The 21937-nt window shown below is 39.1% G+C and carries 23 protein-coding genes and 2 other annotated features; of the genes, 2 read left to right on the top strand and 21 right to left on the bottom strand.

The genetic code is table 11. The features are described 5' to 3' along the window. Positions 1 to 37: 37 nt before the first annotated feature. From mnmH to ACI48O_RS13225, 12 genes are all read right to left on the bottom strand, one after another. A complete protein-coding gene (mnmH, locus tag ACI48O_RS13280; RefSeq protein ID WP_435562301.1) occupies positions 38 to 1111 on the bottom strand; it encodes a tRNA 2-selenouridine(34) synthase MnmH in 1074 nt (357 codons plus the stop codon). 117 nt (positions 1112 to 1228) lie between these two features. After that, positions 1229 to 1375, bottom strand: a complete 147-nt coding sequence (locus ACI48O_RS13275; protein WP_435562300.1) for a hypothetical protein — start codon at positions 1373 to 1375, stop codon at positions 1229 to 1231. Positions 1376 to 1458: 83 nt separating this feature from the next. Next, on the bottom strand, positions 1459 to 2613 hold the full coding sequence (locus ACI48O_RS13270) for an acyl-CoA dehydrogenase family protein (protein ID WP_435562299.1): 1155 nt from the start codon (positions 2611 to 2613) through the stop codon (positions 1459 to 1461). Between the two features lie 127 nt (positions 2614 to 2740). Further along, complete coding sequence (locus ACI48O_RS13265) at positions 2741 to 3331, bottom strand: hypothetical protein (protein ID WP_435562298.1); 591 nt, start codon at positions 3329 to 3331, stop codon at positions 2741 to 2743. Between the two features lie 405 nt (positions 3332 to 3736). Beyond that, entirely contained in the window at positions 3737 to 4519 is a 783-nt protein-coding gene (trpA, locus tag ACI48O_RS13260; protein ID WP_435562297.1) for a tryptophan synthase subunit alpha, read from the bottom strand. Then, the gene (gene trpB / locus ACI48O_RS13255; protein ID WP_435562296.1) at positions 4519 to 5718 is read right to left on the bottom strand and encodes a tryptophan synthase subunit beta; all 1200 of its coding nucleotides are present in this window, start codon (positions 5716 to 5718) and stop codon (positions 4519 to 4521) included. Before trpB ends, trpA begins: the two co-directional genes overlap by 1 nt. Positions 5719 to 5733: 15 nt before the next feature. Next, positions 5734 to 6342 carry a phosphoribosylanthranilate isomerase gene (locus ACI48O_RS13250; RefSeq protein WP_435562295.1) on the bottom strand — a complete coding sequence of 203 codons (609 nt, stop codon included), beginning with the start codon at positions 6340 to 6342 and terminating at the stop codon, positions 5734 to 5736. Between the two features lies 1 nt (position 6343). Further along, positions 6344 to 7126: an indole-3-glycerol phosphate synthase TrpC gene (gene trpC, locus ACI48O_RS13245; RefSeq protein WP_435562294.1), complete on the bottom strand. Its 783-nt coding sequence runs from the start codon at positions 7124 to 7126 to the stop codon at positions 6344 to 6346. Further along, positions 7127 to 8152 carry an anthranilate phosphoribosyltransferase gene (gene trpD / locus ACI48O_RS13240; protein ID WP_435562293.1) on the bottom strand — a complete coding sequence of 342 codons (1026 nt, stop codon included), beginning with the start codon at positions 8150 to 8152 and terminating at the stop codon, positions 7127 to 7129. After that, positions 8152 to 8736 (bottom strand): anthranilate synthase component II, encoded by a 585-nt coding sequence (locus ACI48O_RS13235; RefSeq protein ID WP_435562292.1) that lies wholly within the window; start codon positions 8734 to 8736, stop codon positions 8152 to 8154. The genes trpD and ACI48O_RS13235 overlap by 1 nt, the downstream gene beginning before the upstream one ends. Continuing rightward, positions 8717 to 10126: an anthranilate synthase component I gene (trpE, locus tag ACI48O_RS13230; protein WP_435562291.1), complete on the bottom strand. Its 1410-nt coding sequence runs from the start codon at positions 10124 to 10126 to the stop codon at positions 8717 to 8719. Before trpE ends, ACI48O_RS13235 begins: the two co-directional genes overlap by 20 nt. 203 nt (positions 10127 to 10329) lie before the next feature. Next, positions 10330 to 10571: a binding site (T-box leader), on the bottom strand. 38 nt (positions 10572 to 10609) lie between these two features. Next, positions 10610 to 10860 (bottom strand) — a binding site (T-box leader). A 150-nt stretch (positions 10861 to 11010) separates the two neighbouring features. Continuing rightward, on the bottom strand, positions 11011 to 11805 hold the full coding sequence (locus ACI48O_RS13225; protein ID WP_435562290.1) for a DUF2935 domain-containing protein: 795 nt from the start codon (positions 11803 to 11805) through the stop codon (positions 11011 to 11013). Between the two features lie 179 nt (positions 11806 to 11984). Between ACI48O_RS13225 and ACI48O_RS13220 the strand changes: the two genes are divergently transcribed. Then, positions 11985 to 12272 carry a DUF6509 family protein gene (locus ACI48O_RS13220; protein WP_435562289.1) on the top strand — a complete coding sequence of 96 codons (288 nt, stop codon included), beginning with the start codon at positions 11985 to 11987 and terminating at the stop codon, positions 12270 to 12272. A gap of 65 nt (positions 12273 to 12337) precedes the next feature. Here ACI48O_RS13220 and ACI48O_RS13215 read toward each other — a convergent pair whose 3' ends face one another. The 5 genes from ACI48O_RS13215 to ku all read right to left on the bottom strand — a co-directional run bounded on the left by ACI48O_RS13215 (position 12338) and on the right by ku (position 16462). Next, entirely contained in the window at positions 12338 to 12538 is a 201-nt protein-coding gene (locus ACI48O_RS13215; RefSeq protein WP_435562288.1) for a cold-shock protein, read from the bottom strand. A gap of 397 nt (positions 12539 to 12935) precedes the next feature. Then, entirely contained in the window at positions 12936 to 13136 is a 201-nt protein-coding gene (locus ACI48O_RS13210; RefSeq protein WP_435562287.1) for a cold-shock protein, read from the bottom strand. 95 nt (positions 13137 to 13231) lie between these two features. Further along, the gene (cshA, locus tag ACI48O_RS13205) at positions 13232 to 14686 is read right to left on the bottom strand and encodes a degradosome RNA helicase CshA (protein WP_435562286.1); all 1455 of its coding nucleotides are present in this window, start codon (positions 14684 to 14686) and stop codon (positions 13232 to 13234) included. 462 nt (positions 14687 to 15148) lie between these two features. After that, a complete protein-coding gene (locus tag ACI48O_RS13200) occupies positions 15149 to 15349 on the bottom strand; it encodes a cold-shock protein (protein WP_169096754.1) in 201 nt (66 codons plus the stop codon). Positions 15350 to 15631: 282 nt separating this feature from the next. Further along, on the bottom strand, positions 15632 to 16462 hold the full coding sequence (gene ku / locus ACI48O_RS13195) for a non-homologous end joining protein Ku (RefSeq protein ID WP_435562285.1): 831 nt from the start codon (positions 16460 to 16462) through the stop codon (positions 15632 to 15634). A 147-nt stretch (positions 16463 to 16609) separates the two neighbouring features. Between ku and ACI48O_RS13190 the strand changes: the two genes are divergently transcribed. Further along, entirely contained in the window at positions 16610 to 18448 is a 1839-nt protein-coding gene (locus tag ACI48O_RS13190) for a DNA ligase D (protein ID WP_435562284.1), read from the top strand. Between the two features lie 51 nt (positions 18449 to 18499). On the opposite strand, the gene dapF is transcribed toward ACI48O_RS13190, so the two are convergent. From dapF to ribE, 4 genes are read right to left on the bottom strand one after another with little or no spacing between them, the layout of a single operon-like run. Continuing rightward, complete coding sequence (dapF, locus tag ACI48O_RS13185; protein WP_435562283.1) at positions 18500 to 19483, bottom strand: diaminopimelate epimerase; 984 nt, start codon at positions 19481 to 19483, stop codon at positions 18500 to 18502. Between the two features lie 47 nt (positions 19484 to 19530). After that, positions 19531 to 19995, bottom strand: coding sequence for a 6,7-dimethyl-8-ribityllumazine synthase (ribH, locus tag ACI48O_RS13180; protein ID WP_435562282.1), 465 nt, complete (start codon positions 19993 to 19995; stop codon positions 19531 to 19533). A gap of 19 nt (positions 19996 to 20014) precedes the next feature. After that, positions 20015 to 21208, bottom strand: a complete 1194-nt coding sequence (locus tag ACI48O_RS13175; RefSeq protein WP_435562281.1) for a bifunctional 3,4-dihydroxy-2-butanone-4-phosphate synthase/GTP cyclohydrolase II — start codon at positions 21206 to 21208, stop codon at positions 20015 to 20017. Positions 21209 to 21227: 19 nt separating this feature from the next. Then, entirely contained in the window at positions 21228 to 21881 is a 654-nt protein-coding gene (gene ribE / locus ACI48O_RS13170; protein WP_435562280.1) for a riboflavin synthase, read from the bottom strand. Between the last annotated feature and the right edge of the window lie 56 nt (positions 21882 to 21937).

Raw genomic sequence — 21937 nt, 5'->3', positions numbered from 1 at the left:
ATGGGCCCGTTGGCTTCATAGGTTTTTGCGCTAAAAATTATGACGGCTGCTTTGAAAATTCAGCTTCTATTTTTTCAGCAATTTCATAAACTGCTTCGTCTTGATGATCTGCATCAATTTTTATAAATTCTCCGCCATACTCGTCAAGCTTATGCTGATAGCGGGGATCGTAGTAATGTTCAAGAAGCAAGGAGATGAAAGGTCGATAATGTTGATTCTCCAGTTCTGTTTCAAGTGCTTCTTTAACTGTTATATTCTTTACGCGTTTAATGATTACCGATAATTTTTCCTTCACTTGAGGGTGAAACCAATCCTCTCTATAAAACGGTTCAACATATTCACGATAGATTCGTTCAACTCGGTTTGGTATAGAAGAATAAAGATAAAAATGTAAACCGGCATATTTTTTGTCAAGCAATTCTGGGGGCTGGGTTACCTTCCCAATTCTTTTACTTTCTGCTTCAACGATAAGATAAGAAGCATTGTTTAGCTCAGACAATCTTGAATATAGTAATCCATCAAATGTTTTTTGATTATTCCCATCAAAGTGTGACGGATTGATTGAACCGAAAATCGAGCCCTTATGCGCTGCAAGCCCCTCTAAGTCCAGAACAGGATATCCCTTTTCGGATAACTGAGCTAAAATTTCCGTCTTTCCTACTCCCGTCATTCCGTGCAATACCACCATTTTATCGGGAACCATCGAAGGGAGTTTCTCTAAAATATTTTGGCGATATGCCTTATATCCTCCTTCTATCCGATAAACAGGATATCCCGAAAATTCAAGAAAGGTTGCCACTGATTTACTGCGCATTCCACCTCTCCAGCAAAACAAAACCGGGTCTGAACCGTCTGCTGCAAGATCTTTTATTTTTGCCAGCATAGAAGGGAGCGAAGGTGAAACCAATTCCATGGCACGCCACTTTGCTTGCTCTTGACCAACCTGTTTGTAAATGGTCCCGACTTCCTTCCGTTGCACATCATTAAACAACGGGATATTTATGGCTCCCGGTATCGTTCCCTCTGAAAATTCCTCAGGTGAGCGAACATCTACCGGGACTGCATTTTTCTTTTTAAAAAATTCTTCAATTGATATATCAATCAAGGTCATTACCCCCACATAATCCAAAAAAATCAATATCCCTATTTTATCCCAAAAAATTTAAATATTATAGAGGTAACCATTATAAACTTCGGGTCAATTACGGATTTGTTAAAAATATTGCCTTTATTCCAAGCTCTGATGATCGGACTTTAGTTCCTGCTTTGTTCGCTCCTCTTCCTCTTCAACGCTAATTCGAGTGATTTCTTCTTCTAAATAATGATGAAATTGATCCTTTTGATCTTTTGAAAAAGTTGGTTCATTTTTTTTCATAAAAAACACTCCATTTGAAATAATGTTGGATTAATATCCCATTTTTCTATTATTTCCATTTACGAGTATCTTTCATTCCTCAGTTACGGTTTGGTAATGGATTGTATGGCACTCCTAGCAAGCAAGCTTATTGTCATATCATCCATTGGCGGATTATGCAGTCCTGCCCGTACGTCCCGATAATATCGTTGCAAAGGACACTTTAGTGACAAGCTTTTAGCACCGACAATTCGCATCGCTAAATCTACTATTGCAAGTGCAGAATTTGTAACCGAATGCTTTACCGCACTTAGCTCTGGTTGCATATCCCTTCTTTCAGAATCACTTCTCTCATCCCATAAATTAGCAACAGAATAGAGGAAATGACGAGATTGTAATAACAATAATTCCATCTCACCAATTTTTTGTTGAACATTTGGGAGTTCGACAATCGATCCCGTAATACTCGATGGCGAATATTCAGCAGCAAAATTGATCGCATAGGTGCGTGCTGCTTGGGCAATTCCCAAATAACAAGCAGGAATGTGAAGGAGCCATCCGTTTGCTTGTTTTTGACCAGGCTGAATCTTTTCGACCATAAACTCTTTATCGATTCGAACATTCTCCAACACTAAATCATGGCTTCCAGTTCCCCTTAACCCAATGCTATCCCATGTTTCCTCAATCGATAATCCCGGGACCTCCCTAGGAATAAGAAAATTACCAACCCCACCGTCTTCCAATGAGGCACTTACAATAAAATAGTTAAGGACTGGGGCCATTGTCGTAAAACTTTTTCGACCAGTTATTGTCCAGCCCCCATTTTGTTCAACCGCAGATGTAAACGGTCTCCCCCCGCGCGTTGGACTGCCGGTTTGTGGTTCAGTAGCTGCTGCATTTATTAAAGAACCGTTTAAAACATCTTCGCATATTTTTTTAAAAATAGGTTCAGACCACGTTCTTTTTTCAGTTAAGTTCTTGATTATTCCCATATGCCAACCGATTGATAAAGCAGTGGCTCCATCACCTTCAGCGATCTTCTCCTGAAGCATGAGCATTTCAGCTAAGGAAATACCCATTCCGCCATATTGATGCGGGACAGTTAATGAAGTGTAACCACTCTGCTGAAGCTCAGTTATATTTTCGAAAGGAAAAAGACCTTCCACATCGATTTGACCGGCACGCTCGAAAAATTTGGACTTCAATTGATCCATTAGTTTAAGCCGATCAGCATGCGTATCTAATTGTTGAAATTTCATATTAGAACGTCTCTCCTTTGCATCCACAAATTGTTTTTCTTCCATTATTTCGCAGTTGAGGAGAAGATTCAATTTTTTTGAAAGGATACCTACAGAAAAAAACAGCACCGGGTTATCCCAGTAGCTGTTAATAGAAATTGAAACCAGTTAATTTTGAAAGACTTTTGCAAAGTTTAGTCCATTCTTTCGGAAAACATTGAATACCTTCACTTTCATAAACTTTGCCCTTCGTTACAAGTTTCATCGACCAAAATATCCCATCAAGAACCATACCTTCAGGCTGATAATCAGCCCTCCATTCCCACGGTTTGATTCGATACAGTTCCTTTTTAAAATCTTCCAAATTGCCACAAGGCTGAACTGGCTGAAGACTGTTTTTCGAGCTTAGCTTTGAATCGAAATGCCATACGAAGAAGGAAAAACGATTTCTTATAAAATCAACTTTAACCGTTATAGACGGTTCAAAAGCGTCTCCGATATTTATGGTTAAAAGTTGAATGTCCTTTTCTGGATCAATAAACACAACATTATCTTCTACTTTAAACAAGTCTTTTTTTCTTCTAATTGCAGTTTTTATTTGTGAGAGTTGAACCAATCTATCCTCATCCTGGTCATTCCAGGTTAGTTGATTCATTTCCTGGCAAATGGACGGAATTGACGTAGGGCCCTTTTTTTCTAAGATGTCCAAGATCATTTCGTAAATATACATTTGCTTCATTTCCCCCAATTTATTCATCAAATAGAACGGCTCTGGTGATTACGATTAACCCTTCCCTATACCAGCATTCCGGTCACATCGGGCTGACTAAAAAAGCAAAGGATTCATTGATGTAATAAAGTATATCGGTTTTTCCAACACCGCGCTGTAACAAATAGCACGAATGGTATCAATTTATTTCATTGGTATAGATAAAATTCCTGATTTTATCGAATAAAGGTATTACTTGTTCTATCACCCATTCAACAAACATAAAATTTTACTATTTTCGACACAAATTCGAAAAAAAATGTCTAATTTTGCGCTTTCCCGAGAAATAATTTTAAAATTTGTCAATAGACATTTGTGATCATTTATGTACTTTCTCTGAAAAAAAGAGACTCAAGGAGTCCCTTTTTCTTTATACTAAGCAATGACCGTTTTTGCTGATTTAATTAGTGCTTCAATTTCATCCAATTTGTTTTGTTCAAATAAGTCCACGATTTTACTTCCTACAATAACCCCATCACAATACTGGCTTACCTCTTTAACATGCTCAGGAGTTGAAATGCCAAACCCTGCTAAAACAGGGATGGAGCTGATTGATTTTACCTTTTGCAGAAATTCACCAAGATTTTCATCGAATCCATTTCTAGCACCGGTAATCCCAGTAACCGTAACAGCATACACATATCCTTTTCCTTTGGCAGAAATAGCTTCAAGACGTTCAACCGAACTTGTTAACGTTACGAGTCGAATCAGTTCAATTCCCAATTTTTCAAGCTGCGGTTCGATGATTTCCTCCTCTTCAATCGGTAAATCCGGGATGATACAGCCGTCAATTCCTGATTGTTGAGCTTGCTCTGCAAAATTTTGAATTCCAAAGGCAATGATCGGATTCATATATGTCATGATAATAATTGGGATTTGAAGCTGACTTCGAACAGCCGCAATGGTGTCCAAGACATTCTTTAAGGTTGTTCCATGTTCCAACGCTCTAAGTCCAGCACGTTGGATCGTAGGACCATCGGCGACAGGATCCGAAAATGGAATGCCCACCTCAACAGCACTTGCCCCGCATTTTTCAAGGAATTTTAGACGATCTGCTAAAACATCAAGGCCGCCATCCCCAGCCATGATATAAGGAACAAATGCTTTTTCTTTTTTCTCCTTTAACGTACCAAATGACTGTTCAATTCGATTGACCATTATTCCTCTCCCCCTAATCTTGCCTTAACAGTATGAACGTCCTTATCTCCCCGACCAGATAAGCAAATGACAAGGCTTTCGTCCTTATCCATTGTTGGTGCTAATTTAAGAGCATACGCAACCGCGTGCGAACTTTCTAAAGCTGGGATAATCCCCTCTAATTTTGATAACAATTGTAACGCTTCGAGTGCTTCATCATCGGAAATAGAATCATAGAAGACCCGGCCAATATCTTTTAAATAGCTATGCTCTGGACCGACACCAGGATAATCTAACCCTGCCGAAATGGAATGAGCTTCTTGAACCTGACCGTGTTCGTCTTGGAGCAAATACATACAGGCTCCGTGTAAAACCCCTGGTTTTCCCTTGGTTAGAGAAGCGGCATGGCGGTCCGTATTGATTCCATGACCAGCTGCCTCCACTCCGTATAATTTCACACCATCATCATTAATAAATGGATAGAACATCCCCATTGAATTGCTGCCTCCACCGATACAAGCAACTACAGCATCCGGCAGTTTCCCTTCCTTTTCAAGATGCTGCTGTCTAGTTTCGTTTCCGATTACACTTTGAAAATCACGGACAATCCTTGGGAATGGATGTGGACCCGTCACGGACCCTAAAATATAGTGTGTATCTTCCACATGAGAAACCCAGTAACGTAACGCTTCATTTACGGCGTCCTTAAGCGTTGCGCTTCCAGACGTTACGCTTACAACTTTCGCTCCAAGAAGCTCCATTCGAAACACGTTGAGTTTTTGTCGTCTTATATCCTCTTCACCCATGAAAATAACACATTCTAAATCTAATAACGCACAGGCAGTTGCGGTAGCAACACCATGTTGACCCGCTCCAGTTTCCGCAACAATTTTGCGCTTGCCCATTCGAACAGCCAATAAGGCCTGCCCGATCGCATTGTTAATTTTATGGGCCCCCGTATGGTTGAGATCTTCTCGTTTTAAGTAAATTTTGGCGCCATTTGCATAGTTTGTTAAGTTTTTTGCAAAATAAAGCGGCGTTTCCCGACCAACATAGTCAGTTAACAGTTCTTTAAATTCCTGAAGGAAAGCTTCATCCTTTAGTGCCTTGTCATATTCAGATTCTAATTCCGAAACGGCCTTCATTAACGTTTCAGGAATATACTTGCCACCATATTGTCCAAAATGCCCTTTTGCATCTGGTAAAGTATAGGTTGTCATTTTTTATTTCCTCCTCTAACTTAAACTCTTTGCTTTATCTATGAAGCTCTTTATTTTTTGTTTATCTTTTTTTCCGTCCGTTTCCACTCCGGAACTAACATCAATCATGAACGGCCGGGCAATTCGAATGGCTCTTTCGACATTTTCTTCGTTTAAACCACCGGCAAGGATCACCTTTTTGTCAGGGAATTTTGATCCGCTTAAGATTTCCCAATTAAAAGAGGTTCCATTTCCCCCTCGATACTTACCCGAAGGACTATCGAGTAAAATCCATTGGCTCTTGTATCCAGTTATTTTGCTGAGGTCTTGTTCCGAACCTATACTAAACGCTTTAATTACCGGAACAGAAATAGATTCACAAAATGCTGGTGATTCATCGCCATGTAACTGAACCATCGTTAATTTTGCTTCAGAAATAATTTCAGCTATTCGCTCTTTTGTTTCATTAACAAACACGCCAACTTTTTCGATATGAGCAGGGAGCTGGTCAACAATTTTTCTTGCTTCAGCCGGGTCTATTTTTCGCTTACTTTCTGCAAAAACGAAACCGATCGCATCCGCTCCACAGGAAACGGCCGTTACGGCTGTATCAATATCGGTAATTCCACAGATTTTCACTTTCATGTTATTGCACCGTCCGCAGCGGCCGTTTTAATTGTCGGAAAGTCTCTTTTAGATTAGGGGCTGTCATGAACGTCTCGCCAACTAAAATCCCTTGAGCCCCTGCATCTTTAACCCGATCCACATCGGCAACTGATTTCAATCCGCTTTCACTGATTAAGTGTGCTCCCGTTTCTTTTACTAAAGGAGCCAGATTTTCTGTGCAAGAAAGATTCACCTCAAACGTTTTTAAATTACGATTATTAATTCCAATTAACTTTGGTTTAGCAGCAGAGGCTTTCTTTAGGTCATCTTCATCGTGTATTTCCACAAGAACCTCTAAGTCTTTCGCTTCAGCGTATTGATAAAGCTCAACAAGCTGGGACTGTTCGAGCGCAGCGGCGATTAACAGAATGAGGTCAGCACCCGCCTCATAAGCGACGTCAATTTGAATTGGATCAATCATAAAATCTTTACATAAAATCGGCAAATCAATCACTTTCCGAACTGCCTGCAGGTCAGCAAACGAGCCTTTAAAAAACGATGTATCCGTTAATACAGACATTGCGTCAGCACCATATTGAGCATATAATTGCGCTTGGTCTTGTGGGTTTAAATGAGGGTTAATATCCCCTTTTGAGGGAGAAGCCCGCTTAAATTCCGCGATAATTTTCATTTCGTTTGCATGTGCTAATTTTTCAATAAATGATCGTTTTGAACGAGGAACGCCATTCGCTAATTCCAAACCTCGTAAGTAATCCAATTCGGTTTTTTTAACTTCAATAATCCGATCCAAAATAGTTCCCATTTATATCACCTCTTGTTGATACCTTTGACTTAATTCAATCAATTGCTCTAATTTTCCTTTTGCTGCACCAGAATCAATACTTTCTTTCGCTATAGCGATTCCTTCCTCAATCGAATCAGCCTTCTGGGCCGAATAAATTCCAATACCAGCATTAAGTAAAACCGTATCACGGCGGGCGCCTTTTTCACCATTTAAAATCCCGCGAAGGATTTCTGCATTTACTTTCGCATCACCGCCGACAATATCTTGATTCGTATAATTCGGTAATCCCACTTCTTCTGGAACAAGAATTTTCTTCGTTATCGTGCCTTGATCGATAATCACCAAGTGATTTTCCCCCTGTAAAGAGGCTTCGTCCATATATCCTGCGCCATTTAAAACAACAGCACGCTTCCGACCAAGTCTTAACAATACTTCCGCAAACATTTCCAGTAAATCACGACGGTAGATTCCTAGTAACTGATAATCTAAGTTTACAGGATTCGTTAATGGTCCGATTAAATTAAAGATCGTCGGAATCCGCAGGTCCCGTCGCACCTTCATAATTCTTTTTACCTTAGGGTGAACGAATGGCGCAAACAAAAAGGTAATTCCTGCCTCATTTAAAATTTGCTCAGAGCTTTCAGAAGGGATATTTAAATTGACCCCTAAATGCTCCAGCACATCTGCACTTCCCGTTTTACTGGAGATGCTGCGATTACCGTGCTTCGCAACGGTGATACCGGCACCGGCCATGACAAAGGCCGAAGTGGTGCTGATGTTAAAGCTTTTCGATCCGTCTCCGCCTGTTCCGCAATTATCGATTACATTTGGGATTTGGTTTGAAAAAGGCAGTGCGTACTGACGCATTACATTGACCAATCCGATAATTTCATCGACTGTTTCTCCCTTTATTTTTAAACCGATTAAAAAAGCGGCCATTTCGCTATCGGAAATTTCATCTGAAAATAAGTGCTTAACTGCATTTTCCATTTCCGCTTCCGTCAATGAGCGTTGCTCAGATAATTGTTCAAGAAATGATTTCATCAGTTTGTCTCCTTTCTAATTTCTTTAAGGAAATTCGCTAACATTTGTTTACCATCAATCGTACCCACTGATTCCGGATGAAATTGAAGTCCAAAAACCGGATATTGTTTATGCTTAATCGCCATGACCTCATCATCACTCGTAGCAACCCCGGTAACGATTAATTCCTCTGGAAGAGTTTGAGGATTGATCACTAAAGAGTGATATCTCATTACCTCAAGATGCTGCGGCAGCTCTGCAAATAACTCAGTGCAGGAATGTTCAACCGTTGAGGTCTTCCCGTGCATGATATTTCCTGCTCTTTCGATTGTTGCACCAAACGCATAGCCTATTGCTTGATGGCCAAGACAAATTCCTAAGATTGGAATTGATTGATAATAAGATCGAATAACCTCTACACAAATCCCTGCATTTTCAGGTCGCCCAGGACCTGGTGACAAAATAATCGCCTCAGGATTTAATTTTTGTATGTCTTCAATAGTTAATTGATCATTCCTAATTACCTTAATCTCCTCACCAAGTTCCCCAAAATATTGGAATAAGTTATAAGTAAAAGAATCATAATTATCGATTAATAAAATCATCAGGATCCTCCAAAAATGTTTTTAGTTTATGAATGGTTTCTTCATATTCTTTCTCCGGAACAGAATCATAGACAATTCCAGCACCGGCTTGAATATATGCTTTGTTATCTTTAATGACCATCGTGCGAATCGCCAAGGCAAAATCCATGTTTCCGTTGACTGAAAAGTATCCTACAGCCCCCGAGTAAACTCCTCTTTTTACTTGCTCAAGTTCGTTGATAATCTCCATCGCTCTAATCTTTGGTGCGCCAGATACAGTTCCTGCCGGAAGACATGATATTAGGGCATCTGCACTCTTATGTTGATCAGCTAAGTGTCCGCTTACTTCGGAAACTAGATGCATAACATGCTTATACTTTTCTACTGCCATATATTTATGAACATCGACGGAGCCAAACTTACAGATCTTCCCAAGGTCATTTCTGCCAAGGTCAACGAGCATCCGATGCTCAGCTAATTCCTTTTCATCAGCAACCAAGTCTTTCTCTAGCTGTATATCTTCTTCTGAGTTTTTACCCCTTGGTCTTGTACCTGCAATTGGATTGGTGATCACCAATGATTGATTAGCTTTTACTAAACTCTCCGGAGAAGATCCAGCTACAACATAATCTTCAAAATCCAAGTAGTACATATATGGAGATGGATTCGAAATTCTAAGTTTTCGGTAAAAAGAAAACGGATCGCCTTCAATGCTAGCTTGCATTCTTTGCGATAATACTACCTGGAAAATATCCCCCTGTGATATATATTCTTTTGCAATTTCAACATTTCGCATAAATTTTTCTTTACTGATCGTTGCTTGAAATGAAGACAACGATACTTTTTCCGGCTCCTCAATATGAAACTCTGCCTGAAGTTCATCTTTTCGCTTTTGATTTAACACGGATAGCTTAACTTCATTCGTTTCTTCTAGAATGGGAGAAGCGGCTAAATATACCTTTTGCTCAAGGTGATCATAAATAATAACCTGTTCATAAAACATTAAATGAATGTCTGGCATTTCTAATTCGTCTAATGGCTGCTCGCCAATCTTTTCGTATTGACGAATGGCATCATACCCAACATACCCAACCGCGCCGCCTACGAACGGAAACCCGACCTCAAGCATTTGGTAGTGCGGGAGAATCGTTTTGACAATATCTAACGTTTTCCCTTTAATGGTTTGGATGCCTCCGTCGGTTATGATTTGATTTTCTTCCCCAAATCCTTTTACTTCCAAAACCGGGTCGGAGCCTATGATAGAGTATCTGCCTGAGTTTTCGTATTTCAATGAACTCTCTAATAAGAATTTTTTCTTTCCGCTTATTTTTTGAAAGATTGAAATCGGTGTTAACGTATCCCCTTCAATTTGCTCAATTAAACCATTGGATGGGTTTAATAATTTTTCCAATTCCATTACCCCCTTGTTTCGTTTTATTTTTGCGAAATCCGCTCCCTTTCCGCGGGTTCGCCCGTGAGCCTCCTCGGTCGTTCCTCCCTGCGGGGTCTCACCTGTCTCACGTTCCCGCAGGAGTCTCGCAAATTTCGCAAAAATCTATTCAAAATCAATATTCACCAATAAAAAAATCCTCTATATACACAGTGGATGTGTATATAGAGGACGATAATTGACCGCGGTGCCACCTCGATTGGTACAAGCGAAATTGTTGTACCCACTTTCGGAGTAAGGAATACCTTCACTCCCCATCATATAACGGTGAAAACCGGATAACCCTACTATCGTTCAGGAAATCACTCATAAGTCCATTCCACATTATCTTCGTACCGGTTTCCACCATTCCCGGCTCTCTGTTACAAAAGAAATTCTGTGTACTATTCTTAATCATCGAATTCAATTATTTATTTATAAAAACAAAAAGGGCCTCTCGTCAATAAAAAGGACGAGAGACCCGTGGTGCCACCTTCATTAGCTAAAAAATATTAGCTCACTTAAAAAGTATCAAAGCGTATGCTTGAATACCCGTCTCTTGTAACGATGAGACCCTTCGCCAAAGCCTACTTTTCTTGATCATTTCGGTTTGGAGGCTCGAAAGTCCATTCACTTAAATTTCAGCACTGATTTACACCAACCATCAGCTCTCTAAAGAATCCATTTAAGTTACTACTCTTTGTCAACGCCAGATTATTTGTTAATTGTTAAAACTAATATTATAAACTTTCTGATAAATTGTCAATCCTCTTTCCAAAATTTTTCTTATCTTTTCTCTGATAGCATTTCCAATAATCAACCAATTAATGTGCAATTCAATAAAAAAACTTATCAATTTTATACGATCATTTTGTTTGCCTAGGCTTAGTGGGGTCACAGTTTGGCATTGGGTTCTGTGCAGATTGAGCTACCTTTGTTAAGTAATAGCATTCCTCCCTCGCCATATGATCAGCCATCAAAGCTGAAAAGGTTCCAAGCGCTTGATTCGTTAGTTCCAGCTCTTCTAATTCGTTGAGAAAATTCATAAAAAGGGTCATATGGAGAGAAACGTCTGAGTTAAACTTCCGCAAAGCCGGAAATTCAGTTAAATTCGTTCGTAAGTAGCCGGTCAGTTCCACTGCTTTTAAATAAAAGTCCTCGAAATGTTTGGTGTATCGTTCACTCTTTTCTTTTAAATGCTTTTCAACCGGATCCAGTTTACTCGCTATCGCAGCAGCATGACCCGCTCCATCTAACAGCCAAACATTATGGTGGTGAAGCTCGTGGAAGATAGGGGGGACCTCCTCTCTTTGTAAGTAATCCAAGACACGAATATACTCTTCTACTTCATTTACCATATGATTAACAAAGGTCGGAGGAAGATGAATTTTAATGGTTCCTTGAAGCAATTTTGAGAGGATTTCAAGTTTAAATAAACGAATTCTTTTTGCTTCCGCTAAGGCACGGATACTGAGTTGAACTAAATCACCTGCTTCCACTTCACTTAGCAGCTGATCAAAGGTTCGGATGAAATCATTTGCTGTCTCTATGCTTTCAATTTCTGTCGGAGCTAAGGAATCATGTATAAAACGACCATGATCACCGAGAATTTGCAACCAAAACCCATGTTCAAACCTGGCAGATTGTTGATAATTTCTCATTTCAGCTGTCTTCCCTCCCCTATATTCATAACAACATATCTTCACGCGAAGGGTTTTATGACAGATTATTCGCAAGTTGTTAACCAGATTAGGAATAGAGCACTTTTTTCTATGGTTATATTATGTATATAATAAACAAGGAAGAAATAATTTTAATTAATGAATAAGGGATGAACAAAATGAAGATTACAGGATATGCGGTTGAAAAGTTGGAAGATCCGTTTGGAATTTTAAGTGGTGACCGCTTTGAATTTTTCTTAGATATTGAAGTGGATGAGGATGATGAGCTTTTTAATGAAAATGGTCTTTTGTTAAAGGCATTGTATGTCATTGACAAAGAACAGGAAAAAATTATGAGTTACAGCCTTCTCGAAAACTCAACAGAAAAATATATTGATTTAGCATTAGAAGATGATGAATTAGAAATGGTTTTTGCTTTTTGCAAAGAACATCTTCCAACAGCTTAATAAGAAAAGAGAAGCGCCCGTTTTTGTTAAACGGGCGCTTCCACATTATTACTTTAAGATAAGATTTAAAAACACTTATTATGATTATCAACGGATTGAAGTAACTTTGTAGTTGATACCATATCACTGTTACAGATAGGACATTTTGGAACAGTTGAGCTTTTAAAATTATCGCGAACCCAGCAATTGCAGTTCTCTGATTCACATTCCCAAACCTTTGTTTCAACTGTAATGATTTCTTCGACAATTCTTCTCCCGAAAGCCATCCTATCTACCTCCAGTAATTATTTTTGTTTAATTTGGCTGTTGATTTCCGCTTCAGGTGCTCGCGCACCTTAGGGGGAGTCCGGGAGCCTCCTCGGCGCCATAGCGCCTGTGGGGTCTCCCGTGACACCTTCTCCCGCAGGAGTCTCGCACCCTCCGCTCCAACAGAGTGATCAAAAACAATTTCGTACTTAAACAGAGTCATTTTCGCGATTATGTTTTATTTATAAACAAAATGAAAAATTCACTGAATATAAAAAGTGCACAACAAATGTTACTCTTTATAATCAGTGAATTTCATCTAAACATTAATCAAAAGTTACTTTTATCATACCGCCTTTAGCGGCATTTTTCAAATAATCGAATTTGGAAATATATTTCCATTTGCAAAACGAAAATTTATTGCTTGTGAACGTTAACGGCTTGAGGTCCACGATTTCCTTGCTCAACTTCAAAGGAAACGGTCTGACCTTCCTCTAACGTCTTATAGCCATCACCTTGAATTGCAGAAAAGTGAACAAATACATCGTCCCCATTTTCACGCTCAATAAAACCAAAACCTTTTTCGCTGTTAAACCATTTTACCTTACCAGTTTCCATTAAAAATCCTCCTAGTTAACATATAGCAAAATTTCCACTAAACATTATATAATATGGGACAAACACCCAAAAATAATACCAAAAAATGAAATAAATTACGGACGAGGTCTTGAACGTCTTTTTCCTTTTTCGTTTCTAGACCATCTGTCATTATTATTTTTTGGACGATCATTCCCTCTTGGTCGATCGTGTCGTCTATTTCGATCACGATCAAATTTAGGTTTTTTGGATCGAAGCGGCTCAACAGCAGTTAATGTGACTGGAGTCGCATCAGGTTCTTTTGTTAACAGTTTTAACGCAGCTGCTAGTAAAGTAACCGAATCTGTGTCTTCCAAGAGATTTTCCGCAGTACGTTTATACTCACCAAAATCCCCTGAATCCACCACATTCATAATTTTATTAATCGACGCTTGCTGGTTCCCTGCTAATACATCTCTAAAACTAGGGATAGGCTTTTTATCAATTTTCTTTTTAGTAATATCTTCAATGACTCTTAAATGATCAATCTCCCTTGGAGTTACAAATGTAACAGCCAAGCCCTTATTTCCGGCCCGTCCTGTTCGACCGATCCGGTGCACATAGCTCTCAGGATCTTGTGGGATATCAAAGTTATAAACATGTGAAACACCGCTAATATCTAAGCCACGGGCCGCCACATCGGTTGCTACCATTATGTCAATTGTCGATTCTTTAAAACGGCGAATAACTTGATCCCGTTTTGCTTGCGGAATGTCACCGTGAATTCCTTCTGCTGCATAACCACGTTTAATAAGACCTTCAACGAGTTCATCGACCCGTTTCTTTGTGCGGCCAAATACAATGGCAAGTTCTGGTGATTGAATATCGAGTAAACTACATAGCACATCAAATTTTTGCTTTTCTTGAACTTCCAAGTAATGCTGGTCAATATTTTTGACCGTCATTTCTTTTGCTTTTACTTGTACATGCTCTGGATTGTCCATAAACTTCTCAGCAAGTGCTTTGATTCGTTTTGGCATGGTTGCTGAAAACAACAGTGTTTGACGCTCATTAGGAATACCGGAAAGGATTTTTTCAATGTCTTCGATAAATCCCATATTTAGCATTTCATCCGCTTCATCCAGAATTACAGTATGAATATTTTGCAGACGAATTGTTTTTCTTTCAATATGATCAATTAAACGACCAGGAGTCGCCGCGATAATATGAGGCTTATTTTTTAGACTTCTGATTTGGCGGTTGATATCTTGTCCGCCATATATCGGTAAAGTACGAATCCCTTTAACATGTCCGATTCGATTCAATTCTTCAGCTACCTGAACCGCTAATTCGCGTGTAGGTGCCAGAACGAGACCTTGGATAGCCGTTTCCTCCAGCCTTGCCCGTTCAATTAACGGAACACCAAAGGCTGTAGTTTTACCCGTACCAGTTTGTGCCTGTCCAATAATGTCCTTCCCCGTTAAGGCGACTGGAATAGCCTGTGCCTGAATTGGACTTGGCTCCTCAAATCCCATTTGTGATAAAGCCTTCTCGAGCGCTGAGCTCAGATTAAAATCAGAAAAAGTTGTCAAATATATTTCCTCCTTACAAAATTCCATATGTTCATTATTATCAAAAACAGAATTCTTTTTTCAAAAAAAAGAATGATTACTAAAATTAATTTCTTCTACTGTATTTTTTGCAATGATTCATCTTTTTACTAAACTTTCCCGCACAAAATTTAGTCACGATTTTCGTTTATTTCCTAAAACAACGAAAGCCCTGCCTCTCTTTCATCCTTACGGCTCCTTAGCCGCTCCAGTGTGAATCAGGTTTTTCAAATAACACTAAAAAAATAATGTGGATTCAGCGCATTCTCCACAGTAAAAAGTCAGGTTCTGTTCGGAATAATTCCTGGAAGGGATTTTCGGATCATAATGATAGACGTTTATGAGGAGCCTTATCTATGAGGAACACGAAGAATTTATAAAATGTCTTTTGCAACAAAAGAGGTGATGCGGTTTGAATATGCATCACCTCAGGTTTAAGTTCAATTAAGCTTTTTGAACGTTAGCTGCTTGTGGTCCACGGTTACCTTCAACGATTTCAAACGTTACGTCTTGACCTTCTTCTAACGTTTTGAAACCTTCTGTTTGGATTGCAGAGAAGTGAACGAATACATCGTTACCATTAGCTGCTTCAATAAATCCAAATCCTTTTTCTGCATTAAACCATTTTACTTTACCTGTAGTCATGTAATGACCTCCAAAAAATTCATTCACCATTAGTTTTTCATATAATCAATTCAAAAAAATCGTAGCTCACATTTAACGTAGGGATAAACAAATCGCCTACATTTCATTGCAGCTACGACCACTTATATCCATATAAATTATATAACGAACTTAACAGCGTCTATATCATCGTATGTGATATTGGTTAATATGTCAACAGTTTTCACTTATTAGCACCACAAATTTCCTCTAAAGACATATTCATATTCTAATTTAGATGGTACTACAATGTCATTCTGATCTTTATGCTTCCTTTTTTACTTTGGTTAAGGTACGTTTTTTCTTTTCTGGAGCTTTTGGGGGCTTGGTCCGATCAATAGAAGCCTGTAGAGCGGCCATTAAGTCGGTAACATTTGAAACGGTTTCCTTAGCTTGAGGGGTAACCATTTCTTTTCCGGTTCGTTTCGACTCAATTAACTCCATTAAAGCACTGCGATACTCATCCGTGTATTTTTCCGGTTGGAAATCGGTTGTTAATTGGTCGATTAGTAAAATGGCGGTTTCAAGTTCTTTTTCTGATACATTACTTTCTTCTGGTACATTCGGAACATCACCCGCTTTTCGCACCTCATCCGGAAAATGAATCGTCTCCATGACAAGTGTGTTCTCATAAACACGAATCAAAGCCATTTGTTCCTTTGAGCGGATCGAGATTTTGGCCAGTCCAACCTTTGAAGATTCCGAAAGGGCCTTTCTTAACAAGGAATATGCCTTTGTAGCACCTTCATTTGGGGACATAAAATAGGTTTTATCAAAATATATTGGATCAATCTGCTCCATTTTGACAAAATCGATAATTTCCACAGCACGTTCTTCATTTTCTTTTTTTAACTTTTCTAATTCGTCTTCCTCCAGAACGACATATTTCCCTTTTGTATATTCATAAGCCCTAACGATTTCCTCTGGTTTTACCTCCACTTCACATACCGGGCAAATTTTCTCATATTTAATCGGTGAATGGCATTCTTTATGGAGTGTTCTTAGTTTGATGTCTTTATCTTCTGTTGCGGTATGCAATTTTATCGGAATATTGACAAGACCAAAGCTGATGCTACCTTTCCAAATTGTATGCATTTTAGACTTCTCCATTCTAATCAGTTTATTTTTACTGTGTGAGTTTTTCTGGTCGTCGATACGATAAAACAATTGGTAATGGATGAGGGAAAGGATTTATTGGGACAATAATGTTAGTGGTAAATGTGTAAAGAAGGATGATTTTATATGAAACCGATGTTACCGACACTTACTTTTGAGGTGCCTGAAGGGCCTGTTTGGTTTTACGAGGTAAAATATGATGGGTTTCGGGCCATTTTGGAATGGGGAGATACCCTTTCGTTAACGAGTAGAAATGGGAAATCTTTGCTTGAACTATTTCCTGAAATAGAAAGCTTTCTTTTAAAACATAAACAGCAATTTGAACCATACTTGCCGCTAACGCTTGACGGAGAACTTGTCTCCCTCGAAAACCCATTTAAAGCGGACTTCGGTTCATTGCAGGTGCGCGGAAGAATGCGTTCACATGATAAGATACTCGAAAAAGCAGCGTCAAAGCCATGCCACTTATTAATATTTGATATTTTAGCGATAAACGGAAGTACCCTTACAAAGGAACTGTACGCAAAAAGGAAACAGGAATTATTGAAGCTGTTTACCTCGCTTAGAATGCCACTTAAACCTGACGAAAAAAATCCCATGTTACTGCAATTGATACCAGCCCTTCATGACTTTCAAACCATTTGGGATCAAGTAGTTCTTCATGACGGAGAAGGAATCGTCGTAAAAAAAGAAACGAGTCTATGGGAGGAAGGAAAACGTTCGTCGACATGGTTGAAGTATAAGAATTGGAAGTATGTTTCTTGCTTTATTACAGCATACGAAAAACAAAATGGTTATTTTCATATAGCTGTTTTTAAGGGAACCAAAATTTATCCAATCGGTTTGTTTGTGTTTGGACTTAAACCTGAAGAAAAGCAGGCACTTTCCTCGATCATAAAACAAAATCAAATGAAGGAGGATTCGCAATTTGTGTATGTTTCTCCTGCCATTTGCGTTGAAATAAAATATTTAGAGGTTTATGAGGAACAATTACGCGAGCCTCATTTTCACCAATTCCGCTTTGATTTAAAAGCGGAAAACTGTACATTTGAAAAGTTTACTGAAGGGCAAAAAAGCTTGCCGACCGGGATTGAAATCACCCATCCAGAAAAACCAGTCTGGGAAAAGCCAGATGTTACGAAAATAGATTATCTTCACTATCTCCGGGATGTATCGCCTTATATCCTGCCTTTTTTGAAAAATCGTGCTTTAACGGTAATCCGCTACCCCCATGGTATGTTTGGGGAACCTTTTTATCAAAAAAATTGTCCGGATTATGCACCGGAGTTTATTCATACTCATTTAGTAGATGGTATTAATTACATTGTGTGCAATCATCTTAAAACATTAATGTGGCTTGGCAATCAACTAGCAATTGAATTTCATCTGCCATTTCAGACAATCTATAGCAATGGACCAAGTGAAATAGTTTTTGATCTGGATCCACCCTCCAAACATGATTTTCATTTGGCTATAAAGGCGGCGCTCCTCATTAAAGAGGTGCTTGATCAGTTAAATCTCATTAGTTTTATCAAAACATCAGGAAATAAAGGGTTGCAAATTTACTTGCCCCTTCCAGAAAACCAAATAAGTTATGAAGAGACGCGCTCCTTTACTTCATTTATCGCACACTATTTAATTTCAAAGGATCCTGATTCGTTTACGATTGAAAGAATGAAAAAAAATCGTGGCAATCGATTATATGTCGATTATGTTCAGCATGGAGAGGGAAAGACGATCATAGCTCCATATTCGTTGAGAGGAAACCCGCTTGCAACGGTTGCCACCCCCCTTTACTGGCATGAGGTAAATGAAAAACTAGCGATGGAAAATTTTACGATAAAAAATATGATCGCACGACTTAAAAAGGTTGGGGATCCTTTTCAAGATTATTTTGCTGCTAAGACAAGGCAGGATATGGGACCTATATTTGATTTTTTGACCAACCATACAAAAAAGAGATAACCAATGGACGCAATGGGCCATTAGGTTATCTCAGGTTTTCAAAAAGTGATGTTACATATATTGTGCAATATACTCCTTGGCGTGAGCCTCAAGCTTAGCATATTGTTCGGTTTCGGCCGTGAATACTTTTGTTTGATTCACGGTAAATTGATTATAATCTGCTTCATTTACTTGGACATCTGCCTTGTAAACATACGTGCCGTTTCCAATTAAATCAATTTTGTATTGACCATTTGTTTCATGGACAACACAACGAACCTTACCACCAGGATTATATACTTCAATCGCTTCTTCTTTCTGATTAAGCCCATCTAAACAAGTAACTAAGGTTGAGGCTGACATCGCTGTACCGCAGGCATTGGTAAATCCTACCCCTCGTTCAAAGGTACGGACAAAAATAGCACTTTTTCCTAACGGTTTAACGAAACTAACATTAACCCCGTCCGGAAACAACGGATTCGGACCATTCACGTACCCACTTAGCTGTAATTGAAGATTTGACTCGAGTTGTTCAGCTTCAACAATTGCAACAAGATGAGGATTAGGGACTGCTAATGCAGTAAAGGTTAAATCCTCCGATAAGGATGGGATCTTTTCAGCAATTAATGTATCGGTTGGTAATGTTAATGGTAAATCTTTTAATTGAAACGATACTGGTGATATCTCGACCTTGTAGGTTGGAATCTCCGGAAACAAGTCCTCCTCTTTTTCAACGAGGAGGTTTACCTTCATCGTTTCAATTAACGCATTTGGTTTCCCAAGTAGTTCGCATACGTAACGTGCTACACAGCGCAGGCCATTACCACACATTGATGCTTCCGAACCATCAGCATTAAAAACACGCATTCTCGCATCGGCTACATCACTTTTTAATACAAACAGGATTCCATCAGCACCCAGCTCTGTCTCACGATTACATAGAGCTTTGGCTAAATCAGCCCGTTGCTTCTCTGAAAATAGATAAGGGTTGGAAATTTCATCAATTAGCAAAAAGTCATTTCCTGACCCATGGCATTTTAGTATTTCAATATCCACTTGTAATTCCCCCAGAAAGAATTCAACCGAATTCTTTAAAAATAACATTAAAATTGCTTAAATAAGTTAGCCATTTCAATGGCACCGACTGCAGATTCCCAGCCTTTGTTTCCAGCTTTTGTACCAGCGCGCTCAATCGCTTGTTCGATTGTATCAGTGGTTAATACACCAAAAATAACTGGAATGCCGCTTTGAAGGGCTGTACTTGCAACACCTTTCGCTACTTCACTATTTACATAATCAAAGTGCGGTGTTGCACCTCTAATAACGGTACCAAGTGCAATAACAGCATCAAATTTACCAGACTCAGCCATTCTTTTTGCCGTGATTGGAATTTCAAATGCACCCGGAACCCAGGCAACTGTAACATCTTCCTCATTTACACCATGACGATTTAACGCATCCTCTGCACCACTTAATAAGCGGTTTGTAATAAATTCATTAAAACGAGAAACAACGATCCCTACACGCAATCCTGTGCCAATTAAATTTCCTTCAATAATTTTTTTCATATTTAAACTCTCCCTTAATTTATAATTTTAATAAATGTCCTAGCTTTTCTTGTTTTGTTTGCAAATATTGTTTATTTTCTTCCTTTGGAGCCATTTGAATTGGAACTCTTTCAAGTATTTCCAGGCCGTAGCCTCCGAGACCGGCAATTTTTCTTGGGTTATTGGTTAACAGTTTCATCTTTCTAACCCCTAAATCTCGTAAAATCTGGGCCCCAACACCATAATCTCTCAAGTCATCTTTAAAGCCTAATTTATGGTTAGCCTCAACCGTATCATAGCCTTCCTCTTGAAGTTTATAGGCCTTGAGCTTGTTCATCAGCCCAATCCCTCTTCCCTCCTGGCGCATATAGAGGAGAATTCCACTGCCATTCTCTTCGATTTGCTTTAAGGCTGCTTCAAGCTGAGGACCGCAATCACAGCGGTGAGAACCAAAGACATCACCAGTCAAACATTCTGAGTGAACTCGGACGAGAGTAGGAACCTCCTCGTTAATTTCACCTTTCACAAGTGCGATATGCTCATTTCCATCAGCAATACTTGTATAGCCAACTGCACGGAAATTCCCATACTCGGTTGGCAGTTGAATATCTGCTTCACGTTTTACAAGCGAATCATGAGTAAGTCGATATTCAATTAAGTTTTGGATGGTGATCAGTTTTAAATCGAAACGCTGAGCAATTTCCTTTAATTGAGGTACTCTTGCCATTGTTCCATCTTCATTCATTATTTCACAAATGACACCCGCATGCTTTCCCCCGGCAAGACGCGCGAGATCAATAGCTGCCTCTGTATGTCCAGCTCTTCTTAACACACCGCCGGTTTTGGCAATGAGCGGGAAAATGTGACCAGGACGTTTAAAATCCTCTGGTTTTGCTGAATCAATAAGCATATTTAAAATCGTGTCAGATCGCTCGAATGCACTAATTCCAGTAGAAGTGCTAATATGATCGATACTTACCGTAAATGCCGTCCCATTTGTGTCAGTGTTGACCTCTGTCATCGGTTTTAAGTCTAATTTTTGAGCAAGCTCTTCTGTAATAGGAGCACAGATAAGCCCTCTTCCTTCTTTAGCCATGAAATTTACCGCTTCAGGAGTGGCAAATTCAGCAAGCATTAGGAAGTCTCCTTCATTCTCCCTATCCTCATCATCACAAACGATTACCATTTTACCTTTTCTTAAATCCTCTAAGGCTTCTTCAACAGAATGAAACATAGTTTTTTCTCCCTCCATTTTACATAAAACCGGTTTGTTTAAGGAAATCAGCAGTGATTCTCGTTTCTTTGTTGGCTGTTTCAGCTTTTTTCTCGATCATCGAATGAACGTATTTACCTAACATGTCAAATTCAATATTAACGATTTCACCAACTCGCTTATGACCTAAAATGGTTTCACCTCGTGTATGAGGAATTAAGGAGATCGTTATGGTCCGATCCTTAACAAAGAATATTGTTAGTGATGTCCCATCAATGGCGACTGAACCCTTCGGCATGACGAAAGGAACTCCTTGATCCGGAATCGAGATGTCAAAATAAACCGCATTTTCCTCCGCTTTAATGGAAGTAATGGTGCCCGTTCCATCCACGTGACCAGAAACAAAGTGACCACCAAATCTTCCGTTTGCCGCCATAGCCCTTTCTAAATTAACCTTTGAACCTGTCTTTAATAAAGAGAGTGAAGAGGAGTGGAAGGTTTCCGGCATTACATCAACAGAAAAGATTGTCTTGGAAAAATCCGTTACAGTTAAACAAACACCATTAACCGCTATACTATCTCCCAAATGAACATCTGATAAGATCTTTTGAGCTTGAATGGTTAAAACCATTGTGGAACCTTGTTTATGTATTTTTTGGATGGTTCCTATTTCTTCGATAATCCCCGTAAACATGTATTATCCCCCCTTTACTTTAAACCAATAGTAAAGCTGTATTCATAGATAATTGT

The sequence above is a fragment of the Neobacillus terrisolis genome (assembly GCF_051233475.1).
Classification (GTDB): Bacteria; Bacillota; Bacilli; order Bacillales; family Cytobacillaceae; genus Bacillus_BU.
Note: the sequence above shows the minus strand (reverse complement) of the source record. Positions and strands in the feature narration are given on the sequence as shown.

Coding starts and splice junctions, on each gene's coding strand:
- mnmH (WP_435562301.1), bottom strand. CDS start 1,111: ATGACCTTGATTGATATATCAATTGAAGAATTTTTTAAAAAGAAAAAT.
- ACI48O_RS13275 (WP_435562300.1), bottom strand. CDS start 1,375: ATGAAAAAAAATGAACCAACTTTTTCAAAAGATCAAAAGGATCAATTT.
- ACI48O_RS13270 (WP_435562299.1), bottom strand. CDS start 2,613: ATGAAATTTCAACAATTAGATACGCATGCTGATCGGCTTAAACTAATG.
- ACI48O_RS13265 (WP_435562298.1), bottom strand. CDS start 3,331: ATGAAGCAAATGTATATTTACGAAATGATCTTGGACATCTTAGAAAAA.
- trpA (WP_435562297.1), bottom strand. CDS start 4,519: ATGGTCAATCGAATTGAACAGTCATTTGGTACGTTAAAGGAGAAAAAA.
- trpB (WP_435562296.1), bottom strand. CDS start 5,718: ATGACAACCTATACTTTACCAGATGCAAAAGGGCATTTTGGACAATAT.
- ACI48O_RS13250 (WP_435562295.1), bottom strand. CDS start 6,342: ATGAAAGTGAAAATCTGTGGAATTACCGATATTGATACAGCCGTAACG.
- trpC (WP_435562294.1), bottom strand. CDS start 7,126: ATGGGAACTATTTTGGATCGGATTATTGAAGTTAAAAAAACCGAATTG.
- trpD (WP_435562293.1), bottom strand. CDS start 8,152: ATGAAATCATTTCTTGAACAATTATCTGAGCAACGCTCATTGACGGAA.
- ACI48O_RS13235 (WP_435562292.1), bottom strand. CDS start 8,736: ATGATTTTATTAATCGATAATTATGATTCTTTTACTTATAACTTATTC.
- ACI48O_RS13225 (WP_435562290.1), bottom strand. CDS start 11,805: ATGAGAAATTATCAACAATCTGCCAGGTTTGAACATGGGTTTTGGTTG.
- ACI48O_RS13220 (WP_435562289.1), top strand. CDS start 11,985: ATGAAGATTACAGGATATGCGGTTGAAAAGTTGGAAGATCCGTTTGGA.
- ACI48O_RS13215 (WP_435562288.1), bottom strand. CDS start 12,538: ATGGCTTTCGGGAGAAGAATTGTCGAAGAAATCATTACAGTTGAAACA.
- ACI48O_RS13210 (WP_435562287.1), bottom strand. CDS start 13,136: ATGGAAACTGGTAAGGTAAAATGGTTTAACAGCGAAAAAGGTTTTGGT.
- ACI48O_RS13200 (WP_169096754.1), bottom strand. CDS start 15,349: ATGACTACAGGTAAAGTAAAATGGTTTAATGCAGAAAAAGGATTTGGA.
- ku (WP_435562285.1), bottom strand. CDS start 16,462: ATGCATACAATTTGGAAAGGTAGCATCAGCTTTGGTCTTGTCAATATT.
- ACI48O_RS13190 (WP_435562284.1), top strand. CDS start 16,610: ATGAAACCGATGTTACCGACACTTACTTTTGAGGTGCCTGAAGGGCCT.
- ribH (WP_435562282.1), bottom strand. CDS start 19,995: ATGAAAAAAATTATTGAAGGAAATTTAATTGGCACAGGATTGCGTGTA.
- ACI48O_RS13175 (WP_435562281.1), bottom strand. CDS start 21,208: ATGTTTCATTCTGTTGAAGAAGCCTTAGAGGATTTAAGAAAAGGTAAA.
- ribE (WP_435562280.1), bottom strand. CDS start 21,881: ATGTTTACGGGGATTATCGAAGAAATAGGAACCATCCAAAAAATACAT.